This is a genomic window from Shinella sp. GW835-FHT14H05 (assembly GCF_058793575.1).
The window spans coordinates 42,042-59,480 of the sequence record NZ_JBXAFY010000024.1; the positions used below are offsets into that span (position 1 = coordinate 42,042).

Annotated in this window: 13 protein-coding genes; 5 read left to right on the forward strand and 8 right to left on the reverse strand. The window is 58.5% G+C overall.

What is annotated here, in order from left to right; genetic code table 11:
* The first annotated feature begins 537 nt into the window (after window positions 1-537).
* Window positions 538-867, forward strand: coding sequence for a hypothetical protein (locus AC1Q6Z_RS33115; protein WP_492650466.1), 330 nt, complete (start codon window positions 538-540; stop codon window positions 865-867).
* The gene (locus AC1Q6Z_RS33120) at window positions 864-1,937 is read left to right on the forward strand and encodes a right-handed parallel beta-helix repeat-containing protein (protein ID WP_492650467.1); all 1,074 of its coding nucleotides are present in this window, start codon (window positions 864-866) and stop codon (window positions 1,935-1,937) included. Before AC1Q6Z_RS33115 ends, AC1Q6Z_RS33120 begins: the two co-directional genes overlap by 4 nt.
* A gap of 58 nt (window positions 1,938-1,995) precedes the next feature.
* Here the strand turns inward: AC1Q6Z_RS33120 and AC1Q6Z_RS33125 are convergent, their stop codons facing one another.
* From AC1Q6Z_RS33125 to AC1Q6Z_RS33140, 4 genes are all read right to left on the reverse strand, one after another.
* The gene (locus tag AC1Q6Z_RS33125; protein ID WP_492650468.1) at window positions 1,996-5,697 is read right to left on the reverse strand and encodes an Ig-like domain-containing protein; all 3,702 of its coding nucleotides are present in this window, start codon (window positions 5,695-5,697) and stop codon (window positions 1,996-1,998) included.
* Between the two features lie 511 nt (window positions 5,698-6,208).
* Complete coding sequence (locus tag AC1Q6Z_RS33130) at window positions 6,209-7,360, reverse strand: calcium-binding protein (protein WP_492650469.1); 1,152 nt, start codon at window positions 7,358-7,360, stop codon at window positions 6,209-6,211.
* 321 nt (window positions 7,361-7,681) lie between these two features.
* Window positions 7,682-8,047, reverse strand: coding sequence for a stability/partitioning determinant (locus AC1Q6Z_RS33135; protein WP_492650470.1), 366 nt, complete (start codon window positions 8,045-8,047; stop codon window positions 7,682-7,684).
* On the reverse strand, window positions 8,047-8,733 hold the full coding sequence (locus AC1Q6Z_RS33140; RefSeq protein WP_492650471.1) for an AAA family ATPase: 687 nt from the start codon (window positions 8,731-8,733) through the stop codon (window positions 8,047-8,049). The genes AC1Q6Z_RS33135 and AC1Q6Z_RS33140 overlap by 1 nt, the downstream gene beginning before the upstream one ends.
* A 267-nt stretch (window positions 8,734-9,000) precedes the next feature.
* Between AC1Q6Z_RS33140 and AC1Q6Z_RS33145 the strand changes: the two genes are divergently transcribed.
* Window positions 9,001-10,230, forward strand: a complete 1,230-nt coding sequence (locus AC1Q6Z_RS33145; RefSeq protein WP_492650472.1) for a replication initiator protein A — start codon at window positions 9,001-9,003, stop codon at window positions 10,228-10,230.
* 971 nt (window positions 10,231-11,201) lie between these two features.
* Here the strand turns inward: AC1Q6Z_RS33145 and AC1Q6Z_RS33150 are convergent.
* The 3 genes from AC1Q6Z_RS33150 to AC1Q6Z_RS33160 form a co-directional block, all read right to left on the reverse strand.
* Window positions 11,202-11,567 carry a hypothetical protein gene (locus tag AC1Q6Z_RS33150; RefSeq protein WP_492650473.1) on the reverse strand — a complete coding sequence of 122 codons (366 nt, stop codon included), beginning with the start codon at window positions 11,565-11,567 and terminating at the stop codon, window positions 11,202-11,204.
* A 217-nt stretch (window positions 11,568-11,784) separates the two neighbouring features.
* Window positions 11,785-12,870 (reverse strand): HEPN domain-containing protein, encoded by a 1,086-nt coding sequence (locus AC1Q6Z_RS33155; protein WP_492650474.1) that lies wholly within the window; start codon window positions 12,868-12,870, stop codon window positions 11,785-11,787.
* Window positions 12,867-14,327: a type IV secretory system conjugative DNA transfer family protein gene (locus AC1Q6Z_RS33160; RefSeq protein ID WP_492650478.1), complete on the reverse strand. Its 1,461-nt coding sequence runs from the start codon at window positions 14,325-14,327 to the stop codon at window positions 12,867-12,869. The genes AC1Q6Z_RS33155 and AC1Q6Z_RS33160 overlap by 4 nt, the downstream gene beginning before the upstream one ends.
* A 236-nt stretch (window positions 14,328-14,563) precedes the next feature.
* On the opposite strand from AC1Q6Z_RS33160, the gene istA reads away from it, so the two are divergent.
* A complete protein-coding gene (istA, locus tag AC1Q6Z_RS33165; RefSeq protein WP_492650479.1) occupies window positions 14,564-16,069 on the forward strand; it encodes an IS21 family transposase in 1,506 nt (501 codons plus the stop codon).
* Window positions 16,066-16,956 carry an IS21-like element ISRel5 family helper ATPase IstB gene (gene istB, locus AC1Q6Z_RS33170; protein WP_492650475.1) on the forward strand — a complete coding sequence of 297 codons (891 nt, stop codon included), beginning with the start codon at window positions 16,066-16,068 and terminating at the stop codon, window positions 16,954-16,956. The genes istA and istB overlap by 4 nt, the downstream gene beginning before the upstream one ends.
* A gap of 45 nt (window positions 16,957-17,001) precedes the next feature.
* Here the strand turns inward: istB and AC1Q6Z_RS33175 are convergent, their stop codons facing one another.
* Window positions 17,002-17,178 (reverse strand): hypothetical protein, encoded by a 177-nt coding sequence (locus AC1Q6Z_RS33175; RefSeq protein WP_492650476.1) that lies wholly within the window; start codon window positions 17,176-17,178, stop codon window positions 17,002-17,004.
* Window positions 17,179-17,439 lie beyond the last annotated feature (261 nt).

Genomic DNA, 17,439 nt, shown 5'->3' on the forward strand with positions numbered 1-17,439 from the left:
TCGTGGCTCCGTATTTTACCGACGACAAAAATCTGGCGCCAGCCCGTACATCACCGACGACAAATTTCCCCGTTCGCCGTACATTGCCGACGACAAGTTTGACGGCGAAGCGCCCTCAGCGAAAGGTATGCGAATTTTTGTCGAAACCGTATTTCGCCGACAATTTTCCGTACATCGCCGACGACAAACCGTACATCGCCGACGACAACCCGTACATCGCCGACATCTAATGGAGGCAACACATTGTTATAAAACAGGAAAATAGAACTTTTTCGGCCTAAAACTTATTAAAACTATTAAAACCAGCCAAAACGAGGCTTCGCCTCTTTTCAAGGATATTTTTGATGAGATTTTAAGGGGCGTTGTACCCTTCAAGGTGACAGTTTCCGGGACATTTCCACGGGGACAAAATTGGAATTTGTCGTGCGTTCTGTAAAATCTGAATTCCCCGAACCGTCATTCTATCGCCGTCTTCACCGGGGAAGCAGGATCGCATCGATGGTACCAAGACAGACCGAAACGGATTAATACCGCTGCATGACAAATGAAGCCCACAATGCGAAACGGACGATGAGCGGCCAAGAAAACGACAAATCCACACCGACCTGGCGCTTCCTGTGGGAGCTGAAGATCGCGGCCGGATCCGTAACCGACGTCTATGTCAGCCTGTCCCTGCTCGGAGGGCATTATGTCAGGGTGGCACCGAAGGATTTCTTGGATGCGATCACCGACATGCAGGCGGTCAGCGCGACCCATGTCCATCCCAAACGGTTCCAGTTCACGATGGAAAACAGCGTTTTGTGGGTGCATTCCTCGATGATGCCGCGGAAGCGAATATCGGCGCCTCCGGACGGAAACGCGACATGACAAGAGCCGGCTGTGCCCTCCTCCTCGGTCTGCTGCCGGTCATGGCGGCCGTTTTGCCTCTTTCCGCCCGGGCGTCGCAAGCCGCCCCCACCTGCAGCGCGGAAAAGTTCGAGGCGTTTTCGAGAAACAATCGCCCCGGAAAACAGATTTCCATCGATTGTAGCCTGACGCTGCCGAAGGGTTTTCAAGTCTGGGCCAACATGGTCTTCGAAGGCTCGAAAGCCTCCGGCGCCGTGCTCGACTGCGGTGGTGCGACGATCGATGTTTCCGGCAACAAATCGCGGATGGCCAAGACGGCGATCATTGTCCGCTCCGTGCAACGGAAAGACGGCACCTGGGACGCGCCGGAAGACGTCACCGTGCGCAATTGCACCATCAAGGGTTTCATGCGGGTCTACGGCCTCGACGAGAATGCCAACGGCCCGAACATGAAGGAATCCTCGCGCCATCCCGATCACACGGAATTCGCCCAGGCAGCCGCCCCCAAGCGCACGACCTTCGAAAACCTTACGATCCTCGCTCCCAATGGCATTTCCCTCTATGTGGGGCCAGGGAGCACGTGGACGACGCTCATAAACTCGCGCCTGGAGGGGGAATCCCGGGGAACCGCCATCTATCTCGATGCCGAGTCCGGACGAAGCGTGATCAAGGACAATATCTTCGACGTCGAGACGAAAAGCCGGGAACTGATCGCCATCGACGGTTCAACGCGAAACGAGATCATCGGAAATACCTTCTACGATCCCGTCAACGGTGGCATTTTCGCCTATCGAAACTGCGGCGAAGGCGGCGTGATCCGCCATCAAGCGCCCAATTTCAACACCATCTCCGACAACAGCTTCGTCTACAGCAGCAAGGATATCAAAAAGCCCGCCGTCTGGCTCAATTCGCGCAACGGCAAGCAGAGCCACTGCTTCCTCGATCCCCGCTACGATTTCGGCAGCAGCAAGAGTTCGCTGGATTTCGCCAAGAAGAACGTCGTCAGTATGAACAGGATTGTCGGCGGTGACCTGAAACTGATCCGCAACAACGATGCGTCCAACGAGATCTACGACAATTTCGCCGAATAGACGAAAAACGCCGCGCCTCCGAGGGAAGACGCGGCGTTCCTATTTCTGGTTCATCCGATCAAAGGATGAAGTAGTCCTTCAGGAACGTCGTGCTGCCGGCGACCTGAATGGCGAAGTCCGCAGTTCCGTCGCCGTCGACGTCGCCATAGATGAAGGTATCGGACGCCGTCTTTTCGAAACGCAATTCGCCAGCCTTGTTGGAGAACTGCTCGGAGCCGATGAAGGCGAAGGCCTGGTTGCCGCCTGAACCCTTGTTGGCATCGATTCCGGAGAGGTCGATGCGATCGCCGGCCTTGCCATCGAAGTCGAGGATCGTGTCGCGGCCGGACGTCTTGACGGTGGAATCGGCAAGCGTGTTGAAGACGAAGGTGTCCCTGCCGGCGCCGCCGGTGAGCAGGTCCGCCCCCTCGCCGCCGACAAGCCTGTCATTGCCCGCGCCGGCCTCGATGAGGTCATTGCCCTCCCCGCCACGCAGCTTGTCATTGCCTTCGCCGCCCTGGAGCTCATCCTTGTCGTCGCCGCCATAGAGGTCGTCGTTGCCTTCGCCGCCATAAAGCTCATCGTTGCCTGTTCCGCCGTAAAGGATGTCCCGCCCAGCGCCGCCATAGGCTATATCCTTGCCGACGCCGCCATAAAGCTGGTCGTTGTCAGCACCGCCGAAGAGCTCGTCGTTGCCAGTCCCGCCATAGAGGATATCCTTGCCGGCGCCGCCATAGGCCTGGTCGTTGCCGGTTCCGGCGAAGAGTTCGTCGTTGCCTTCGCCGCCGTTCAGAACGTCATGGCCGCCCTGACCGTAGAGCTTGTCGTTGCCGGCGTGGCCGAGCATCCTGTCGGAGCGGCTCGTACCCGGCATGGCGTCGTCGCCGGCCGTCCCTTCGATGATGTCGGAGACTTCCGGCGTGCCGATCGTCACGGTCTCGTCGGAGAATTTTAGCTTTTCGATACCCTTGATCGTGTCGACACCGTCATTGCTGCCGGAGCGCTTGTCCGTCACTGTCCAGGTGCCGTTCGTGTTCTCCACCCAGGTGTAGTCGGCCTTGTTGCCATTTAGCACGAAGGTGTCCTCGCCGAGGCCGCCGTCGATGGTGTCGTTGCCGCCATTGCCCTTGACCGTGTCGTTGAAGCGGGTGCCGGCATAGGTATCGGCACCTTTGGAGCCGACGACGTTCTGGGCGAACTGCTTCAGGTGCTGCAGGTAGAGCGCCAGGCGCGCTGCATCGCCGCTGGATCCATACATATGGGCCGACGTGAAGTTGTGCACTTCACCCGTCGCGGAGTCCGCGTTCACGTTGTTGGCGAGGTCGAGGCCGGTGATCTTGAGCAGCGCAGTGCCACCCGTGAAGGAGCCGCTGCCGTTGAACGAACCTGTTCCACGGGTGCCATATTCGATCGTATTGATCTCGCCGGCAATGCGATGTGTGTTGATGTCGTAGCCGAAGGATCCGCGCGCGGTGATGTATTTCGACGTTGCGGTCGTACCGTAGTTGAAATAGGCCTCAGTTCCGCTGAAACCGCTGCCATTGTCGAAGCCTGGGAAGCCGGTGCTGGTCGTGCCGGCGAGGAAGCCGCCGAGGAGGAAGGCATCGAAGTTGATGCCGTTCGAGCCGGACGCATCCAGGGTGATCGTACCACGGGATTGGTCCGTCGGCGGCTCGTCGACATCCGTCACATTGACTGCAACCGACTGATTGTCGGACAGGCCGCCCGTATCCGTGGCACGCACCACGACGTCATAAACATTGTTCGCACCGCTGTCGGTCGGATTCTCGAAGTCCGTGGCCGTCTTGAAGGAAAGCGCGCCGGTTGCGCTGTCGATCTGGAACAGGGAAGCATCGCTGCCGCCGGAGATCGAATAAACGATGGCGTCACCGGCATCCGCATCGCTCGCGGCAACCGTCGTGACGGCTGTCGTGTTCTCGGCAACCGAGATTGTTGCCGTTGTTCCTCCACCGTTGGAGTTGATGACCGGCGCCGTGTTTTCTTCCACTGTCTCCTCCAGCGTGATGCCGAAGGTTCCGTTGACATAGTCCTTGATGACCACGGTCTGCGGGCTGCCTGTACGCACGATCGTCAGGTCGTCGCCCGTCCAGCTCAGTTTCAGGTCAACGGAGGCACCGGTGTTGTCGGTGATGGCAAGGTTCCACTCGCCTTCGCTCACCTGTGTCGCCGTGCCTGCGATGCTGTAGCCGCTGGTGGCGCCCGGCGCCGGGGTCCACGAGGCCGGGTAGGTCTCAGGCCGGAACGTGCCATGGAACAATGCACCGTCGTCGTCGGTGATTGTCGTCGTGCCCGTATCCGTGAAACGGACCACATAGGTATCGTCACCTGCGCCGCCGATTACCGTGTCGTTTCCGGCGCGTGCGTGGATCACATCACTGCCGTCTCCGCCTTCGACATAGTCGTCGCCGCCGCCGGTGAAGATCACATCGTTGCCGTCGTCGCCGTAGATTTTGTCAGGATGCGACGCCCTGTTGCTTGTGACGATGTAGTCGTCGCCTGCGCCGCCATGGACTTCGATGCCCGAGGAAGTCAGGTTCAGAGAATCGCCCGAGAACATGTCGTCGCCGGATGTCAGGATGTGCTGGCTCAATACGTCCAGGCTCACTGAGGCGACGTTCGACACGTTGCCGTCATTGTCCATCACCGTATAGGTGAAGCTGTCGGCGCCCACATAGCCGGTCGTCGGCGTATACGTGATTGCGCCCGTGGTCTGGTTGATCGTGAGCGTGCCATGCGCCGGGGCGTCGACGATCGTCACGCTGGCAGGATCCAGCGTACCGTTGGTGTCCGTGTCGTTGGCCAGAACGTCGATTACCTTCGACAGATCCTTCACCGTCGAAGCGGAATCGTCGTCTGCAACGGGTACCCCTTCCAGCGTGATGCCGAAGGTTCCGTTGACATAGTCCTTGATGACCACGGTCTGCGGGCTGCCTGTGCGCACGATCGACAGGTCGCTGCCCGTCCAACTCAGCGTCAGGTTGACGGTCGCGCCGGTATTGTCGGTGACGGCAAGGTTCCACTCGCCTTCGTCAACTTCGGTCGCCGTGCCCGCAATGCCGTAGCCGCTAGTCGCGCCCGGCGCCGGGGTCCACGAGGCCGGGTAGGTCGTGGGCCGGAACGTGCCATGAAACAGTGCGCCGTCGTCGTCGGTGATCGTCGTCGTGCCGATATCCGTGAAGCGGACCACGTAGGTATCGTCGCCCGCGCCGCCGATCACCGTGTCAATGCCGGCGCGCGCATGGATCACGTCGTTGCCGGTTCCACCTTCGACATAGTCGTTGCCGCCGCCGGTGAAGATCAGGTCGTTGCCAGCGTCGCCGTAGATGACGTCGGGATGCGCTGCGCTGTTGCTGGTGACGATGTAGTCGTCGCCGTCTCCGCCGTGAACCTCGATGCCCGAGGAGCGCAGGCCCAGTGAATCGCCCGAGAACACGTCGTCGCCGGATGTCAGGACGTGCACGCCCGTTACGTCCAGGCTCACTGAGGCCACGTTCGACACGTTGCCCTCGTTGTCCATCACCGTATAGGTGAAGCTGTCGATGCCCACATAGCCGGTCGTCGGCTTGTAGGTGATGGCACCCGTGGTCGTGTTGATTGTAAGGGTACCGTGCGTCGGGGCGTCGACGATCGTCACGCTGGCAGGATCCAGCGTACCGTCGGTATCCGTGTCGTTGGCCAAAACGTCGATCACCTTCGACAGATCCTTCACCGTCGAAGCAGAATCGTCGCCCGCCACCGGCGTCGCGCCCAGTGCTGCCATCCCGACGATGCTTGACGAGCCAAGTGCGCTCGAATTGATTGTAGTTGCCTTTATGGTCGCCACCTGATTGCCCTCTAACGCTAAACACGCACCCTCTCCCTCACACGGGATGTGCGGTACCAAATGAACTTGAGCTGCTTCTGGGTTTTCGCCGTCAGCGCACTCGACAGTGGATGTCGGCGGGAGCAGGCGTGGAGCGATGGTGGAAGGTGCTCATGACTTTTTGTGCATACAAATCCGCACCCCCGGTAATCGAGCAGGCCGCAAAACGTATCAGATGCCGGTTTGCCGGCATTGGGTCAGGCTGCTAAAAGTTGAATGGCTTTGTCAGCTTATGGGGAACGGATAAATATTATGATTTTTAAAGTCAACATTAATCATGCTTTGCCTGGGACAGGTCGGAATTGAGGGAACAGCTTCCCGAAAGCGAAAACGACGCCGGAATGAAAATCCGGCGTCGTGATAGGAGAAACAGGAGGTTGCTGTTCGAATGATCAGCTACTGGTCAAACCTATAAAAACCAATCGGAACTGATGTTATCAATGGAAATGCCGAGCAAGGTCACGCTTCCACCGCCCGATAGTTCAAGCACGGCGTCGCCGTCTGTGCTTTCGACGACAGTGTAGGTTTGTGTGCCCAATTCGATCACGTCGCGTCCGGCCTCAAAGTCCCGGATCACGTCATCGCCCTCGTTCTTGCCAAAGATGAAGGTGTCGATGCCAAAACCACCCGCCAACTTGTCGTTGCCTTGGCCACCATCGAGCGTATCCTTGCCAAGGCCGCCAAGCAAAGAATCGTTGCCTTTGTTGCCGAAAATCTCATCGTTGCCATCGCCACCCAAAAGCTTGTCGTGGCCCGCGCCTCCATAGAGGTCATCATTCCCGGCGCCGCCACCTATGACATCGTCGCCATTGGCCCCCTTCAGGAAGTCGTTGCCCTGACCACCCTTCAGTGTATCTTTCCCCTCGCTCCCATAGAGGAAATCTTGACCGCCGCCGCCGTTGAGAAGATCGTCGCCGATGCCGCCATATACGGCATCATTCCCGCTACCACCTGAAATCCGGTCATTGCCCGCTTCGCCGTAGAGTGCGTCGGAACTGTCGCCGCCGTCTATGTCATCGTCACCGAGCCCGCCCTTGACGATATCATTGTGTGCACCGCCGGAGATCGTGTCGTTCCCAGCCAGCCCCATTATGACATTTCTTCCGCTGTCACCCGTCAGAACATCATCGTTGCCGGTACCCGTTATCTTCGTAGGCCCGGGTTCGCCGCGCACCGGCTTTTCCCAGGAAAATGTCAGTTTTACGAATTCATTCGGATCGGTGTCGAGGTTATCGACCTCTGGGCCCATCGTATAAGTAATGTTGATGGTGCCGTCGCCAATAATACTGGCCCAGTCAGCGGCTGAAATTGAGTGCGTCGAGCTCGTATATTGGGACTGCAGCCCCTGAAATTTTCCAAGATCGTATCCGTCAATGTTTACCGAAAACCATTCATCCGGATACAGTGTATTGAAGTCTCCAAAGTCACCTAAAAAATCTACCGTAACTTCCGCATCACCAGAAGTCGTTTTGGTTACGCCGATAAGGGTATCGCCCAGAACCTTGTTTCTTGAATCTCCTGTATCGGCAAAGCCTAGTATTTCGCTCGTTACCGTCTCCATTTTAGCCTCCAACCGAATGGTGGTGAGTTAGAGGCTAAATTTATATTATCGGGCGGCGACGGCTTAGTTGGTTAACCGGCTAGATCAGCATCTATTCGGAGTACCTGCAGGTAAAAGTGGGCGCTATAAGGAGTAGGAGCGTAGAGCGTAAATGCGCCGACTGAGCTGTGCGTGAGTAGGCTCCGCGCTACGCTTGTGCGCCCGCCGCCTGAAACCCCTTGCCCTTGCTACCACCGACCTCGCCGGTCAGGTAGAGTTGCGGGAAACCTGCAACCGCCTTCCAACTGTCATCGGTTTATGCAAAGCCTTTCCTGCGGCCCATCACCCGTCCAGACTTTTCTCGAGAAGATCTACAGCGCGTTCAAAGGCTTCGCCTAGTACCCAGCCCTGTGCATCTGCAATCGCGTAGAAGGCTGTAATCGTCTCCGGCTTCACTTTTAGGTTTAGCTGCGCGGAGCGTCCGGTGCGCCGGCGCCGGCTTTGGCGTGCGAGGGGGGGAGTAACAGCCGTCGCAGGCTTCGCCTCCCGGCTTTTGAAGTTGGCTTTCTCAGCCGCCTCTGCGACCTTTTCCTTGTCCGGCCTAGTAACCGACTTGGGCTGAAATCCACTTAGATCCAACACAGAAGCTGCGGCCTGAGCAGCCGGTGCCTCTTCGTCGTCGAACCCGAGGCTTGGACGTGTGCTCATCAGGCCGCCCTCCCCTGCACTGCCGCGCTCTTGAGACGAGCTACGACCTCTTCTGTAAACTCCCGAGCATTCTGCATGGCCTTTTCAAGATTGCTGACCAATTTCGGGTCAAGGTTGGCGAGAAGCCCGCCAAAATCGAGAAGGTCGCGATACGCCGCACGTTCGACGATCGAACTCGTGAACACGTCGATGCCGGCCGCATCCAGTTGCTCCCTTACGTTCTTGAGCGAACGCGACGCGACGGCTGCGCTGACGCGGGTCAGGAGGACGGCGTGGGGGATCTCGCGCTTGGCGAGACGTGCCTGGTTGCGGATCAGCTTGATCGTCTTGGATGCGCCCTTGGCGTCCATCGATGCGCCCTGGGTCGGGATCACGACCAGGTCGGACATGCCGATCGCATGCGCGACCATGAGGCTCGCGGTACCCTCAAGGTCGATAATCACAAACTGGTGCTCGCCCGCGGTTTCTTCGACAAGGTCAACGATGGTGTCCTCGCTGACGTCGCTGACAACGGTGACCGTGGGCGGCTTACCTGGCAGCGCGCCCCACTGGGAGATCCAGCGCTCGGGATCGGCGTCAATGATGGCGACGCTCGCGCCCAGTGAGGCAAGTTCGCCGGCCAGCAACAGGGCTGAGGTCGTCTTACCCGCGCCGCCCTTGGGGTTGGCAAATGAAATCACAGGCATCGGCTTTTCCTTTCAATTCGTCTCACCCTATGCCGGAAAAGCTAACAGATAGCTACCAGCTAGCCAATGGTAGGCAGTAGCTATCCGCTACCCAATAGTATTTTTAGATAACGAGTAGCTACTAGTTACTATTGTGGTATCTAGTAGCTATCTATTAGCAGCCTGACTTTCCTGTAGCTTAGCAAACTGCTGGAAATGCAGGCACGGGATGCGATGGAAAGCGCCCAGACCGGTTGGCAAGACTCAGCCAGCGGACTAGGGTGTACGATGGCCTCTAAGAAGCTCAATCTCAAATCCCGCGAAGCGTTCGCCGAACTGTCGCTGCACGGCAAGAACGCCTACCTACAGGATGTTGCCGCCCAGATCATGGCCGCGCGAGGGGAGGGGGCTGTCGAACTCGATAAGGACGCCCTGGCTCGGCTCCGGCGCTATTACAGCCGCCGGTCCATGGCTGATCTTAAGCTGGCTGAACTCGGCGGCCATCTGCGTGGCGCACTCGAACGCATCGCCGACGGCATCCGTACTGACGAGGTCAGGAAAATCCTTGAGCATGAGCTGCCGGCCACGCGCCGTCCCGGGGGTATAACGCGAGCGGCGCCGCTAGATGACGCCCAGCTGATGTTTTTTGTCCCCGAGGTGCGCGACGCGCCGGTCAAGGACGACTTTAACCTCATGGACATCGCACCATTCTCGCTTGCAAAATCCGGCGGAACCGGTGTTATCCGGTACGAGCTTAAAGACTCGATCATCACGATCGAGGGGGGCGCCGAAGTAGGACTGGCCACCGCCTACGACTACGATATCGTCATCAACATGATTTCCTATTTAGCCGAGGCAACCCGCCGTTACCGCGTCGACGAGGCTAAGGGGCTCAAGCCGAGCATCCCGCCACGGGTATACCGGCCGGCAGCCGCCGAAATCTTGAAGTTCTGCCGGCGCGAGCTGGGTGGCAAGCAGTACGAAGATCTCGAGCGGGCACTCGCTCGCCTGCAGGCGACCCATATCCGGATCACCAATCTCAAAGGCGACAAGGACGCCCGTGACCGCCGAGCAACCGAGTCCTTTCCCCTGATCGGACGCTACAAGGTCGTAAGCCGCACGTCACAGGACCGTATCGACCAGGTCGAAATAGAGATCCCCGACTGGGTCTTCGAGGGTGTTGTGCGCCCCGACGGCAAGCCGACCATCCTGACACTGAATCCCGATTACTTCCTGCTGTCGCGCCCCATTGCGCGCTTCATCTATCGCCTGGCGCGCAAGGCAGCCGGTGAAACGGTCGCCTGCTACTCGCTCAAGGAGCTGCACAAGCGGAGCGGGGCCAAGGTCCCGATGCGAAAGTTCCGGCGCACCATTGAGGAGATCGTGAACACCGCCAAAACCACGCCGCTGCCCGACTATGACCTGTCGCTCGAAGATCGTGGCCATGACCTGATGCTTCACATGACAAAGCGGACCCGTAGCGTGGCCATCGAAATGGACCTTCCCGCGCTTACCTGATTTTTGTCAGGCGCCGTACTTCGTTCCTCCATCCTTTGACAAAAATGGCTCGCTCTCTGGCTCTACTTTTTGGCAGAATCACCGTACTTCGATCCGCCCTGTTTTGACAAAAAATGTCTTGGAGACTGGCCTAATAGAGGTTAGGCCCCATGTGCTAGGGATATGTCACGGTCTACCGTACTTCGATCCGCAAAAACCGTACATCGTTCCGTCAACGCCGTACATCATTCTGTCAATCACCGTACATCGTTCTGTCAAAACCGTACTTCATTCCGAAAATCCCCTCCAACTAACTGTTTTATTTAAGCAATTTTACTTAAAACTTATATTAAAACGTCTTTTCTTTAAAACTATTAAAATGGGTTCAAAAACGCTGCGCTTGTTTTTGACATTTGCTTGAATTTTTTGGAGTGCTTCCTTGTAAGGAAAAGTATGACACTGTCGTACACGTGCTATAATGGTCGGGGAAGGAACCATGCCATCGCACCAAGCAGACCCTTTACGATCACCCTCGGTAAACAGCAGGCGAGCGTCGATGTACGTGTCGCATCGAGTGCCTGCAATGTTCGCCAACAAGGTTGGTACGCGCGGCTTTGCGCGTCCTGGACCGTGAGGAAGCTGCGCTGCACGAGGTCCTTCGCGCCAATGTCAAAGAGGCAATCGACGACCTCCGTCCGTGTACTCCTGCCGACCAGGTATTTGCAGATCTGAGGGCGCTGCATTCTGCATCTGCAAAGGCGCCTAAAGGTGTTGCATAAGATCGTTTTCCGGCCGACACCAGCGGAAAACCTCAAGCAGCTTTACCTCTACATCGGCCGAAGAAGCCGGGCATGAAAGGGGACTATCTTGCCGGCATCGAGGAAGCATGTATGTCGCTGCAGACATTCTCGGAGCAAGGAACGGTCCGCGATCGTATGCCGCCTGGTCTCCACATTATAGCTTTGAGCTAAGCGCGGCCATCGCGTTCCGTGTCATCGGCGATACGGTCGAGGTCTTGCGGATCCTTCTACACGGTCAGGATATTCCCTACGCGTGGCCGGGCGATTAAGCGGCTTCTGTAAAGCATCTTCAGAAGGTTCTGCCCCATCCATCGATGGTTCCAAAATCGATCCTGCGACGGTTTTCAGCGACCTGATGGCCCGCGTCTCAATAACCAGGTGCATGGGGATCACGGGATCACGTGGCTGCATGTCACGGATCTCCCTCAGCAGGCGGATCACCCCGTCCGCTGTCGCAGCCTTTACCTCGAACTCGTCGGTGCGGATCGACGCCCCGTGACCGAGGAAGGCCCCGAGGCGCTGTATTGACCACTCTGCAAGATCCTTATACCAGGCCATGTCCAGCTCCTTTAATGGCGTTGTCTACCGCGCGAATGGTCGGCGGCACAAAGCACAGATGCCGAATCATAACACCGCTCTGGCACTGTTCGGTGTGAGCTGGTGAATCTTCCAATGAAATCAACAAACGCTATCTGCGGTCATCCTCACCGGAACCGTCAAGTGCGCTGTCTAGCGTGGTACTCGGAATGTCTGCCGGCGGGAGTGGCGGAAGCGATCACCTCGGCCATGAGTACCCGTTGGGGTCCAAATGGTTCAGTCGCGCTTCGCACACCTGCTTGACGAGATTTTGCAAGATGGTGATCCGCTTTACAAGCCAGTCGAGTTCCTCTGTGGTGATCTCGTAATGGGCAGAATAACGCGCATCGACATAGGCTCGATCGAGCCTTGTGAAACTGCGTCGCGCGAACTTCGTGTCCTGTGGCCAGGCCTCGATCAGTTTTGAGGACGCGCGCTCTGCCTGCCGCCGCAGTTCGGTCAGACGATGGAGTTTGGGACTGTAAAGCGTCAGGGTTAGAAGCGTGCAGTGATAGGCGCGTTCTGTCGCCTGATGGAGCATAAACGCTCCATCGCGCCAATTATTCGATTGCAAGGCGAACATCGCGACTTCCAACGCACCTTGGGACGTTTTAAACCACTGCTCAAAATGCCGCTGCGCTTCAGCCAGGGCCGCATCGGGGGTGAGAGGCTTCGGCTCCGCCAGCGGGTGTCCCGGCTCCTCGTAAAGCATGATGCCATCGCGGGCGATGTCCATGAAGAAGGGCAGGCCGCGCGCCAGGCGGTCGTTGACGTCCATGAGGCTGTGAGCAATGACTTTGGCTGAGGTCTCGAGATGACCGGTGATCGAGAATTCCTTCAACAGCCGTTCGTCGATGCGCCTCCAAATGTCGTGATCATCGGCGAAGGCCGGTGTGTTGACGACAGCAAGCAGATCATAATCGGACTTATAGCCAGAGTTCTTGTCCTCAACCCAGTCGCCCCGGGAATACGAGCCGTAGAGGATCAACTTGAGGATTCGGCCGGGGCGCCGTTTGCTAGAGAGCTTGCCCTTCTGAATAGCGTCGAATTCCTCGAAGATGATCTGCATAACGCGGGCAATCTCGCGCCGATTGCCGACGGGCAAATGATCGAGTTGTTCGAGTACCAATGGGGAAGACCTTACCTGCGACTGTGAGCCGTGATCGGCACGGGAGGGATTCTGGTACGGCGGATCGGAAAGCGCAAGAGGTGCTGCGGTGGTGGTTGCAAGCCCTGGCTTGACGTCGCGGTCTGCCGTTTCGACCATAGGATCAAGAGAAGTCATGACGCGGTCGTCCTGTCCAGGTTCGCTAGGGAAGCGAACTCTGGATCAGAGAAATATCGCAGTTTCTGCGCAATGACCGGCCGTTGACCGGCAAGGAACAGCAACTGCGCCCGTGCCGGGAGGTTGCGCACTTCATCGGGGGTGAGGAGAGGGCGGCCGACATGCTGCTGACTAAACGAGAGGCCAGACCTGTCGGAATCAAGCGATCGGGCCATGGTCTGGAAAACGACAGTCTCCTGGCCTAGCAGATCCGAGATCACCCGCGCGCTCTGGTGATCGTTGACGCCGAACACTTGCAATAGGCCGGCATTCGATAAGAAGGTGCCGGACCGCTGGCCATAGGTGGCGCGTAGCTGATGGATGTCCTGCAGGATCGGCCAGAGCTGGACACCGTATCCGGCCATCAGCCCCATGGCGCGCTCGACAGCCGCAAGGTGGCCAAGTGCTGCAAACTCGTCGAGCAGATAAAGCACAGGAAGTGGCGGGGCGGCGGTCGAGACGGCTATTTCGATCAGGCTCTGGGTGACGAGCAGCCGCAGCCACCGCGCGTAGCTGGCGAGCCGGTCTGGCGGCAGGACGAGAAAGACCGTGATGGTTCTGGTCTTCAGATCGCTGAAACGGAAATCCGAGCGTGCGAGAGATGCTGCCATGCGCGGGCTGTCGAGGAAATGGGTGTGGCGCTGCGCGGCGGAAAGAACGCCGGCTGCCTCGCGATCGGATTTTCCCAGATGTCGGTTCGCAGCGCGCGCGATCAGCCCGCGAGCGGCTTCGCTTTCCTGCATGTAGGTAAGCAGGGATGCAAAGCGCTCCGGCGCGAGCGTCAGATCACGGCGCAGCGTCGACAGCGTTTTCTGTGCCGGCGGTTCGCTCGCGACGATGCGAAGAATAAGGCCGGCGATCAGCGCCTTTGCCTCCTCGTTCCAGTGCGCCTCGCCACCCATGCCGGGTTCGTCGAACACCAGCGCGTCGGCAAGTGTGTTGACGTCGTCGGCAAGATCGATGCTGTCGGGATCAAGCCCGTTCAGCGGATTGAAAGACGCGGTGGAGTGGCCGGTAACGCCGAAGGGATCAAGTATATGGACGGGCCCGAACATCTGGCGCGCACGCGCTGTGATCACGGCATTCTCGCCTTTGGGATCGATGCAGATCACCGAGCGCTTTGCGGTCAGAAGATTGGGAATGATGGTGCCGACCCCCTTGCCGGTTCTGGTCGGCGCCATGGTCATCAGATGGGCTGGGCCATCGTAGCGCAGCAGCCGGTTTGTCTGCGCATCACGACCGATCAACAGACCGGATTGAGCTTTGGCGAGCGGAGCGATTTCCCTGGCATTGGCAAAGCGCGCGGAGCCATGCGTCCCGCCGTCGGTATCGCCAAAGTGGAGAATGAGCGGGTTGGTAACAAGCCGAAACAGCACCAGCAACAGAAAGATCAACAGTAGAAGATCGCCGATACGCAGGATCAGCACGTCGGGATGATCGCCGGAGATCCAGTGGATCAGGAAGCGGACACTGGCTGCACAGCGGCAATCTAAGTGAGATTTAGCGTCAATCAGGATGAGACTCGCGCCGGGGTGTGACGGAGTGAGGGCGTAGCCCGATCGTAGTCATACCCCGGCGTGGCGCAGATTTTCGGCGTCTCATGATCGCGGTCGGTTCGGTACATTTGCGGTTTTCTGGATTGGAGAACCAGTTTGTGCCGGGTCGCCATGTAACCGATCATCAGATGAGACTCTTCATGAAGTACCGACAAACGCATTCCGTAGAGGTCGCCGCGTCAAAAGCGTCGATCAGCCGAGCCACGGCATACCGCCTCGACAAGGAGGTACAACTACCATCTCAGAGCAAAGCGCCGCGTGGACGCCGCCGCCCTGATCCCTTGGAGCCGATATTCGAAACTGAAGTCGTCCCGCTGCTGAAGGCCGCACCCGGCATCCGTGCCGTCGCCGTCTACAACGAGATGCTGCGCCGACATCCAGAACTCTCTGAAGGTATCCGCCGCACGCTTGAACGACGCATCCGGTCGTGGCGGGCTGTCCATGGCGAAGCGCAGGAGGTCATCTTCCGCCAGACGCACGAGCCAGGCCGGCTGGGCCTTTCGGATTTTACCGACGCCAGCGGTCTTGGTGTGACGATCGCCGGCCAGCCGCTTGATCACCTGTTCTATCACTTCCGGCTTGTCTGGTCGGGCTTCGAACATGCCCATGTCATTCTCGGCGGGGAAAGCTTTGTCGCGCTGGCCGAAGGGCTTCAAAATGCCCTGTGGTCCGTGGGCGGTACGCCGCTTTATCATCGCAGCGACAGCCTGTCGGCGGCATTCCGCAACCTCGACGCCGACGCCAAGGTTGATCTCACCCACCGTTACGACCAGCTTTGCTCCCATTATCGAATGACCCCGACGCGCAACAACAAGGGCGTCGCACATGAGAACGGCTCGATCGAAAGCTCCCATGGCCATCTCAAAAATGCCATTCATGATGCCCTGCTGATGCGGGGGACCAAGGAGTTCGACCATCTCGGTTCCTACCGCGCCTTTGTCGACGAGATCGTCAGCCGTCGCAACGCTGACCATCGCAAGCGCATTGATGCAGAGCGATCCCATCTGCAGGCGCTGCCAGAGCGCCGGACCACGGACTTCGAAGAGATTGTCGTCACGGTGTCCCGCACCGGCGGTTTTACCTTGCGCAAGGTTTTCTACACCGTGCCGTCCCGCTTGATCGGCCACAGGTTACGAGTTCGCCTGTTCGACGATCGGCTGGATGTCTTTGTTGGCGGTACGCACCTGATGACGTTGCGCCGTGGACGCGGCCATGCTGACGGCCGGCATGACCAGGTCGTCAACTATCACCACGTCATCCATTCCCTGCGCAAAAAGCCGATGGCGCTCCGCGGCCTCGTTTATCGCGACAAGCTCTTTCCGCGTCAGGAATATCGCAAGGCCTTCGAAGCCCTCATCGAGTATCTTCCCGACAAGCAGGCTTGCAAGATCACCGTCGAGCTTCTGGCATTGGCGCATGACCGCGGTTGCGAGCGCGAACTTGCCGAAGAATTGGCCAGGACCCTGGACGCCGGCGAATTACCGGATCTGGTCGCCATGCGAACGCTCTTCGGCCCGGATCCAGCCAAACTGCCGACCGTGCATGTGCAGCTCGCATCGCTCAACGGTTATGAGGCCCTGATCGGGACGGGAGAGGCCGCATGAAGAACGCCCACGCGATCGATGAAGCACGGCTTGGCATCATGCTCAACGAACTTCGGCTGCCGACGATCAAAACGCTGTGGCCGCAATTTGCCGAGCAGGCGGACCAGGAAGGATGGCCAGCAGCTCGCTTCCTCTCGGCGATTGCCGAGCATGAGCTGGCAGAGCGTGCCCATCGCAGGATTGAACGGCACCTCGCGGAAGCGCATCTGCCGCCCGGAAAGACATTGGACAGCTTCGCTTTTGACGCTGTACCCATGATCTCGAAGGCGCAGGTCATGGCAATTACCGCCGGCGACAGTTGGCTCGCCAAGGGAGCGAACATCCTCATGTTCGGTCCGCCCGGCGGAGGAAAGAGCCATCTCGCCGCTGCCATCGGTCTTGCGCTGATCGAGAACGGATGGCGGGTCCTGTTCACCCGGACCACCGATCTCGTGCAGAAGCTCCAGGTCGCCCGCCGGGAACTGCAGCTCGAATCCGCCATCGACAAGCTTAACAAGTACGACCTGCTCATCCTCGATGATCTTGCCTACGTGACCAAGGACCAGGCGGAAACAAGCGTGCTCTTCGAACTGATATCGGCACGATACGAGCATCGATCGATCCTGATCACCGCCAACCAGCCGTTTGGAGAATGGAACCGGGTCTTTCCCGATCCGGCCATGACGCTCGCAGTCGACCGGCTCGTGCACCATGCGACGATCTTCGAGATGAATGTCGAGAGTTACCGCCGCAGAACCGCGCTCGAAGAAAAGCGTCAACGGGGGCGACCGGCTTCGTTTGCGACAATCAGGACCTCAACGATGTCTGTCGCGGAGCGGCAATCAGAAAACAACGAAGAACTTGTCAGCGGCAATCAGCATGATAACTTGATCCCGACCGCGACCTAAGAATCTCATCCAGATTGTCGCCCGCGTCTCATCCTGATTGCCGCGCTATACACTGGCGAAGGCGATTACCGCGATGACCAGAAAGCCGGCGCTGGTCATGACCACCGACCGTGCATGACGAAACGGGGCGGTGACAAGGGCGACGATGGCCCAGAGTGGATCGCGTCCTGCCGCGCGTGTCATGGTCTTCAGGGCAATCCATGCAAGCCGTGTCTGTCTCATCGGCTGTCTCCGTTCGGTGGTGTGTGGTCGTCGGATGTGGGAGGGGACGGCTGCAATGAGGCCGGGGTAGCTGCTGACATCAGCTCGGCAAACAGGGCCTTGTCGATGTCGCGTGTCAGGAACCCCGGCAGGTCGCGCTGCAGCACCTCTGACAGGCTTTTCGAAAACGCGTCGCGACCGTTGGTCGTAAGCGGTCAGCCGATGGCGTCGGACCTGAAGTTCCAGGGCATGAGGGCTTCGATGTCAGACGCGGGCCAGCCT

Bases quoted from the DNA above. Each gene is read 5' to 3' on its own strand.
- AC1Q6Z_RS33145 (WP_492650472.1), top strand. From the start codon at position 9,001: ATGGCCTCTAAGAAGCTCAATCTCAAATCCCGCGAAGCGTTCGCCGAA.
- AC1Q6Z_RS33120 (WP_492650467.1), top strand. From the start codon at position 864: ATGACAAGAGCCGGCTGTGCCCTCCTCCTCGGTCTGCTGCCGGTCATG.
- AC1Q6Z_RS33130 (WP_492650469.1), bottom strand. From the start codon at position 7,360: ATGGAGACGGTAACGAGCGAAATACTAGGCTTTGCCGATACAGGAGAT.
- istB (WP_492650475.1), top strand. From the start codon at position 16,066: ATGAAGAACGCCCACGCGATCGATGAAGCACGGCTTGGCATCATGCTC.
- AC1Q6Z_RS33135 (WP_492650470.1), bottom strand. From the start codon at position 8,047: ATGAGCACACGTCCAAGCCTCGGGTTCGACGACGAAGAGGCACCGGCT.
- AC1Q6Z_RS33115 (WP_492650466.1), top strand. From the start codon at position 538: ATGACAAATGAAGCCCACAATGCGAAACGGACGATGAGCGGCCAAGAA.
- AC1Q6Z_RS33175 (WP_492650476.1), bottom strand. From the start codon at position 17,178: ATGAGACAGACACGGCTTGCATGGATTGCCCTGAAGACCATGACACGC.
- AC1Q6Z_RS33150 (WP_492650473.1), bottom strand. From the start codon at position 11,567: ATGGCCTGGTATAAGGATCTTGCAGAGTGGTCAATACAGCGCCTCGGG.
- AC1Q6Z_RS33125 (WP_492650468.1), bottom strand. From the start codon at position 5,697: ATGGCAGCACTGGGCGCGACGCCGGTGGCGGGCGACGATTCTGCTTCG.
- AC1Q6Z_RS33155 (WP_492650474.1), bottom strand. From the start codon at position 12,870: ATGACTTCTCTTGATCCTATGGTCGAAACGGCAGACCGCGACGTCAAG.
- AC1Q6Z_RS33140 (WP_492650471.1), bottom strand. From the start codon at position 8,733: ATGCCTGTGATTTCATTTGCCAACCCCAAGGGCGGCGCGGGTAAGACG.